Source organism: Stenotrophomonas sp. 3diitr2024, assembly GCF_042136455.1.
Classification (GTDB): Bacteria; Pseudomonadota; Gammaproteobacteria; order Xanthomonadales; family Xanthomonadaceae; genus Stenotrophomonas; species Stenotrophomonas sepilia.
On sequence record NZ_JBHHMJ010000441.1, the window covers coordinates 1 to 5,498 of the forward strand.

General features: G+C 65.9%; 6 protein-coding genes. 1 reads left to right on the forward strand and 5 read right to left on the reverse strand.

Going from position 1 to position 5,498, the window contains the following annotated elements; genetic code table 11:
* Window positions 1-109: 109 nt before the first annotated feature.
* The 5 genes from pstS to ABGA94_RS10895 form a co-directional block, all read right to left on the reverse strand.
* Window positions 110-1,126, reverse strand: coding sequence for a phosphate ABC transporter substrate-binding protein PstS (gene pstS / locus ABGA94_RS10875; protein ID WP_375367264.1), 1,017 nt, complete (start codon window positions 1,124-1,126; stop codon window positions 110-112).
* Between the two features lie 222 nt (window positions 1,127-1,348).
* On the reverse strand, window positions 1,349-2,560 hold the full coding sequence (locus ABGA94_RS10880; protein WP_049411264.1) for an OprO/OprP family phosphate-selective porin: 1,212 nt from the start codon (window positions 2,558-2,560) through the stop codon (window positions 1,349-1,351).
* A 196-nt stretch (window positions 2,561-2,756) separates the two neighbouring features.
* Window positions 2,757-3,446 (reverse strand): endonuclease III, encoded by a 690-nt coding sequence (nth, locus tag ABGA94_RS10885; RefSeq protein WP_032954057.1) that lies wholly within the window; start codon window positions 3,444-3,446, stop codon window positions 2,757-2,759.
* Entirely contained in the window at window positions 3,446-3,799 is a 354-nt protein-coding gene (locus ABGA94_RS10890; protein WP_005415900.1) for a hypothetical protein, read from the reverse strand. The genes nth and ABGA94_RS10890 overlap by 1 nt, the downstream gene beginning before the upstream one ends.
* 4 nt (window positions 3,800-3,803) lie before the next feature.
* Window positions 3,804-4,586 carry an enoyl-CoA hydratase-related protein gene (locus tag ABGA94_RS10895; protein WP_005415901.1) on the reverse strand — a complete coding sequence of 261 codons (783 nt, stop codon included), beginning with the start codon at window positions 4,584-4,586 and terminating at the stop codon, window positions 3,804-3,806.
* Between the two features lie 167 nt (window positions 4,587-4,753).
* Here ABGA94_RS10895 and ABGA94_RS10900 point away from each other — a divergent pair, with 167 nt between their 5' ends.
* Entirely contained in the window at window positions 4,754-5,455 is a 702-nt protein-coding gene (locus ABGA94_RS10900) for an FKBP-type peptidyl-prolyl cis-trans isomerase N-terminal domain-containing protein (RefSeq protein WP_005408797.1), read from the forward strand.
* Window positions 5,456-5,498 lie beyond the last annotated feature (43 nt).

A 5,498-nucleotide genomic window follows, 5' to 3' on the forward strand; every position in this document is an offset into this window, starting at 1 on the left:
GGTGCATCCCCGAAAACAAGAAGAGCGCGAGATCTCGAGGATCTCGCGCCCGGGTGGGAGCGGCGGGGGAGAGAGGACCCGCCGCCCCCGTTCCTGCGGGGGAACGCGCTTACTTCAGGTTCTGCGACCAGTAGGTCTCGATCTGGCGCACCAGGCTGTCCGGCAGCGGCACGTAGTCCAGCTGGCGGGCCTGGGCGTCGCCGTTCTTGTAGACCCAGCGGAAGAACTCCTGGGTCGCCTTGCCATTGGCAGCATTCTTCGGCGTCTTCTGCACCAGGATGAAGTTGGTTGCGGTGATCGGCCAGGACTCGGCGCCCGGCGCATTGGTCATCACCAGGTAGAAGTCGCGGGCGTTGGCCCAGTCGGCGCTGGCAGCGGCGGCAGCGAACGAGGTGTCGCTCGGCTGCACGAACTTGCCGGCGGCATTCTTCATCGCGGTGTAGGAGAGCTTGTTCTGCAGCGCGTAGGACAGTTCGACATAGCCGATGCCGCCCTTGATCTGCTTCACGTAGGCGGCAACACCTTCGTTGCCCTTGCCGCCGATGCCGGCCGGCCACTGCACCGAGGTGCCTTCACCGACCGAGCTCTTCCACTCCGGGCTGACCTTGGACAGGTAGTTGACGAAGTTGAAGGTGGTACCCGAGCCGTCCGAACGATGCACGACGGTGACCTTGGCGTTCGGCAGGGTCACGCCCGGGTTCAGTGCGGCGATGGCCGGGTCGTTCCAGGTCTTGATCCTGCCCAGGAAGATGTTGGCCAGCACGGCGCCGTCCAGCTTCAGGGCGCCCGGGGCGATGCCGGCCACGTTGACCACCGGCACCACGCCACCGATCACCGACGGGAACTGCGCCAGGCCTGCAGCAGCCAGGTCTTCCGGCTTCAGCGGCGCATCGGAAGAGCCGAAATCAACGGTCTTGGCCTTGATCTGGGCAATGCCGCCGCCGGAACCGATGGACTGGTAGTTGACCTTGTTGCCGGTTGCGGCGCTGTAGTCGGCCGACCACTTGGACATGACCGGGTAGATGAACGATGCGCCCGCGCCGGTGATGTCGGCGGCGTTGGCGGCGAACACGGACGATGCAGCCAGGATGGCGACAGCGGCGCGCGATTTGAAGGCGTGGATCACGGGGAGACTCCTGGGGTGGTGGTCGAAGGGCGGTTGCCCGACGTTTCGGTGCACATTCCATAACGGTTGCGTGACACGTCCGCGTCTGTCATATGACGCGGGCGTGACACGCGTCATGAGGGATGTCGCGTCCGCTGTGCCGGCAGCACGGCACGGGTACCGCTGCAACGACGAAGGCACGGCCGGGGCCGTGCCTTCGCGGTTCAACGCAGGTGGCTGGGCTTACCAGAAGAACTGCGCGCGGGCTTCCAGGATGTTGGGATCGTCGTTGACGAAACCGCGCGCCGTGGAGCTGTACTTCTTGCTGTCGACCATCACGTAGTTGAGCATCAGCTTGAAGTTGGAACGCAGGTACCAGTTGGCGCCCACGGTCCAGATGTCCATCTTGCCGCCCAGCACGCCATCGACGATCGGCGGGCGACCGGCGACCGGATTGGCGGCGAGGTTGCCGTCATTGAGGTCCATGTGGTCGTAGCGCACGCCCAGCTGCCACTGGCCGCCGGCCGGGTTGTTCGGCAGGCCGGTGCCCGGAGTGCCGCCCTTGTAGCTCCAGGTCTCGCCGGTGACGTTCCACACGCCGCTGATGTAGTAGCCGTCGCTGGTGTAGTTGTCGTGGTCGTAGCGCTTGGCCTTGCTGGTGTAGTACTCGGCCTGGGCCTTGAAGGGACCCTGGAAGTACATCGCTTCGGCACCGATGGTGCTGACGCGGTCGGTGTCGGTCAGGTTGCCGCTGTCAACCAGGCGGGCAGTGGCGAGGTCGGCATTCGGACGCGCACGCACGCGCAGGGTGTCGGCGTCGGCGTCGTAGTTGACGTAGCTCAGACCGAAGTGCAGGACCTGGCCCTTTTCATTGATCGGGGCCCAGGTGCCACGCGCGCCGTAGCCGCTGCCGTGGGCCAGGTTGCGGGTCAGCTCGCGGCCGAAGGCGCTGGCGGTCACCGACCAGTTGTCCTGGCCGTAGCTGTACGCGCCGCCCAGGCGGCGGGCGATGGCATAGGTATTGGTGACCGCTGCCTTGGAAATGAAATCGTTGTTCTTGGTGCTGGACAGTTCTTCCAGGCTGTTGGGCTGCTTGAACTGGCCCAGCTGCAGGAAGTGGTTGGCGTTACCCAGCAGCTTGTACTTCACGTTGGTGTCGAGGAACTTGTCGGCCTTGGCGTCATAGCCGACCACCCACTCCACGTTGCCCGGGCCCTTGCCCTTCAGCACCAGCTCGGCGCGACGCAGTTCGAATTCGCTGTTCTTGCCGTTGCCGGCGTCGCCACCGTTGAGGTCGACCACATCGTTGTGGAACCAGTTGCCGTCGGCCTGGACCAGGCCTTCGAAGGTGATTTCCGAACCGCCGATCACGTCGATGGCGACTTCGGCGTGTGCAGCCGGCACATACAGCGCAGCAGCCACGGCCACCGTCAGGAGTTGGTGATGCAGTTTCATGGAGAGGAGCCTTGCAGGCAGGTGGGAAGATGCGCGCAGGCTAGAAGGTAAAGATTGCGTAAATGTGACAGTTCACGCGCGGCAGACATCCGCCGCAGGCCCCGTCACGGCAGGGCCTGCCATTGAAACCGCTTGCGTATGACGCCCGGATTGCGACCCGGTTGCAGTAGAGCCACGCCCTGCGTGGATGCTGCCGTCACTCGGCCGTGGTCTTTTCCTTGAACCGGCACAGGTCGGCGATCACGCAGCCCGGGCAATCCGGCTTGCGCGCCTTGCACACATAACGTCCGTGCAGGATCAGCCAGTGATGCGCGTTGAGCAGGAACTCGGCCGGGATCACCTTCACCAGCTTGTCTTCCACTTCGCGCACGTTCCTGCCCGGCGCCAGTCCTGTGCGGTTGGCGACGCGGAAGATATGCGTGTCCACCGCCATCACCGGCTCGCCGAACGCGGTGTTGAGCACCACGTTGGCGGTCTTGCGCCCGACGCCCGGCAGCGCTTCCAGCGCTTCGCGATCACGCGGCACTTCACCGCCATGCTTCTCCAGCAGGATCGCGCAGGTGGCGATCACGTTCTTTGCCTTGGCGTTGAACAGCCCGATGGTGGCGATGTACTGCTTCAAGCCATCCTCGCCGAGCGCAAGGATCTTCGCCGGCGTGTTGGCGACCGGGAACAGGCGGCGCGTGGCCTTGTTGACGCCGACGTCGGTGGCCTGCGCCGACAACGCCACCGCCACCAGCAGCTCGAACGGCGAGCTGTACTCCAGTTCGGTCTTCGGGTGCGGGTTGAGTTCGCGCAGGCGGGTGAACATCTCCACCACGTCGGCGCGTGGCATCGTGCCGCCACGCCGCGCCGGGGCGCGTGCGGTCTTTTTCGTGGTGGCCATTACTGTTCCTTGCCACTGGCGCGGGCCTTGGCCCGGGCCAGAATCGCGGCTGCCGCAGCGGGCAGGGCGGGCTTCACGTCCGGGGCTGGTGCCGGAGTGCGACGTGCATCGCGCTCGGCCTCGCGGCGGGCCAGGCGCACCGCACGGGCACGGTAGCGTTCGCGTGCAGCCCAGGCCGCGCGCAGTTGCTGCTGGGCCTGGCACAGGCGTTGCGGAAGGTCGGGGTGGTCAGGCAGCAACCGGTCGTCGCCGGCACGGACGATGTAGTCCATCAGCCCGGCCTGCAGGGCACCATCGAGATCGTCTGCCTGGACCCGGGCGAACAACTGCGCGGGGTTGGGTCGGGATGCCATGGCGTCAGCGGTTCTGGAAGGCCGGCGCGCGGCGTTGCAGGAAGGCGCTGGTGCCTTCGCGCATGTCCTCGGTGGCGAACAGCAGGCCGAACTGCGCACTTTCGTATTCCAGCCCGGCCTCCAGGCTGCATTCGCCGCCCACGTGCACCGCGTCGAGCAGGCCACGCAGGGCCAGCGGGGCCGAGCGTGCCAGCTGGCGGGCGACGTCCTGCACCCGGTTGTCCAGCGCGTCGGCCGGCACGACTTCGTTGACGATGCCCAGTTCCAGCGCACGCGCGGCGTTGATCGGCGCCCCCAGCAGGCACAGCTCCAGGGTGGCGGCGCGGCCGCACAGGCGCAGCAGGCGCTGGCTGCCGCCGAAGCCGGGGATCAGGCCGAGGTTGATTTCCGGTTGGCCGAGCTTGGCGGTATCTGCGGCGATGCGCAGGTGGCAGGCCATCGCCAGTTCCAGGCCACCGCCCAGTGCGAAACCATTCACGCGTGCGATGACCGGTTTGGGCATGCGTTCGATCTGGCGCATCAGGGCCTGGCCCAGCAGCGAGAAATCACGTCCCTGAACGGCGCTGAGCGTGTTCATTTCCGCGATGTCGGCACCGGCCACGAACGCCTTGGGGCCCGCCCCGGTCAATATCACGACGCGCACCTCCGGATCGGCGGCGGCGTCGCTGAAGGCATCGGCCAGGGCTTGCAGGGTCGCGGCGTTGAGGGCATTGAGCTTGTCCGGGCGCTGGACGGTCACGGTGCGGATGGCGCCGTCGTCAGCGACAGCGATCAGGGCATCGGCCACGGGGAAACTCCTGGAACGTTAAAAAAAAGTGATATTGAACTCTGGAAACGCAGACGGGTCATAGCCTGCATCGTGAGTAGCGGTTACACGTTGCGCCCGTTATCCTAACCCGTCGCCTCAGGGCGGCGCAGAACGTCCCTGAGTTACCACCCCTGGAGAACTGTTTGATGAAGTTGCGTTCTATCGCGGTCGCCGTCGCGGCCCTGGCCCTGACGGGCAATGCCTTCGCCCAGGACGTCTCGTCCGAAAAGGGCAAGCTGAGCTACTACTTCGGTTACGACTACGGCAACAACCTGGCGGAGCTGACCGGTCGTGGTGAGCAGCTGGACATCAACTCGGTGGTGAAGGGCCTGCAGGATGCCTACGCCAAGAAGCAGCCGGCGATCACCGCCGAGCAGCTGAAGCCGGCCGTTGAAGCGTTCCAGAAGCGCGAGCAGGGCCGTGCCCAGGCCGCCAAGGCCGAGTACGAAAAGGCGGCTGCCGAAAACAAGACCAAGAGCGACCAGTTCATCGCGGCGAACAAGGCCAAGGCCGGTGTGCAGTCCCTGCCGAGCGGCGTCCAGTACCGCGTGATCGAGGCCGGCAAGGGTGCCAAGCCGACCCAGGCCAGCACTGTGCAGCTGGAAGTGGCCGGTCCGTTCCCGTACGGTCAGCGCCCGACCGAAGCCCGCCCGGCCCAGCAGATCCCGTCGATCAAGGTCAGCGAAGTCGAAATGAAGGCCATGCGCGAGACCCTGCTGCAGATGCCGGCAGGCTCGAAGTGGGAAGTCACCCTGCCGCCGGACCAGGCCTACGGTGCCGATCCGCGCACCCCGTTCCCGCCGAACGTGGCTGTGCAGTTCGAGATCAAGCTGGTCAGCGTCAAGTAAATCGAAGCAGCAAACGAAACGCGCCGGTGACCCCACCGGCGCG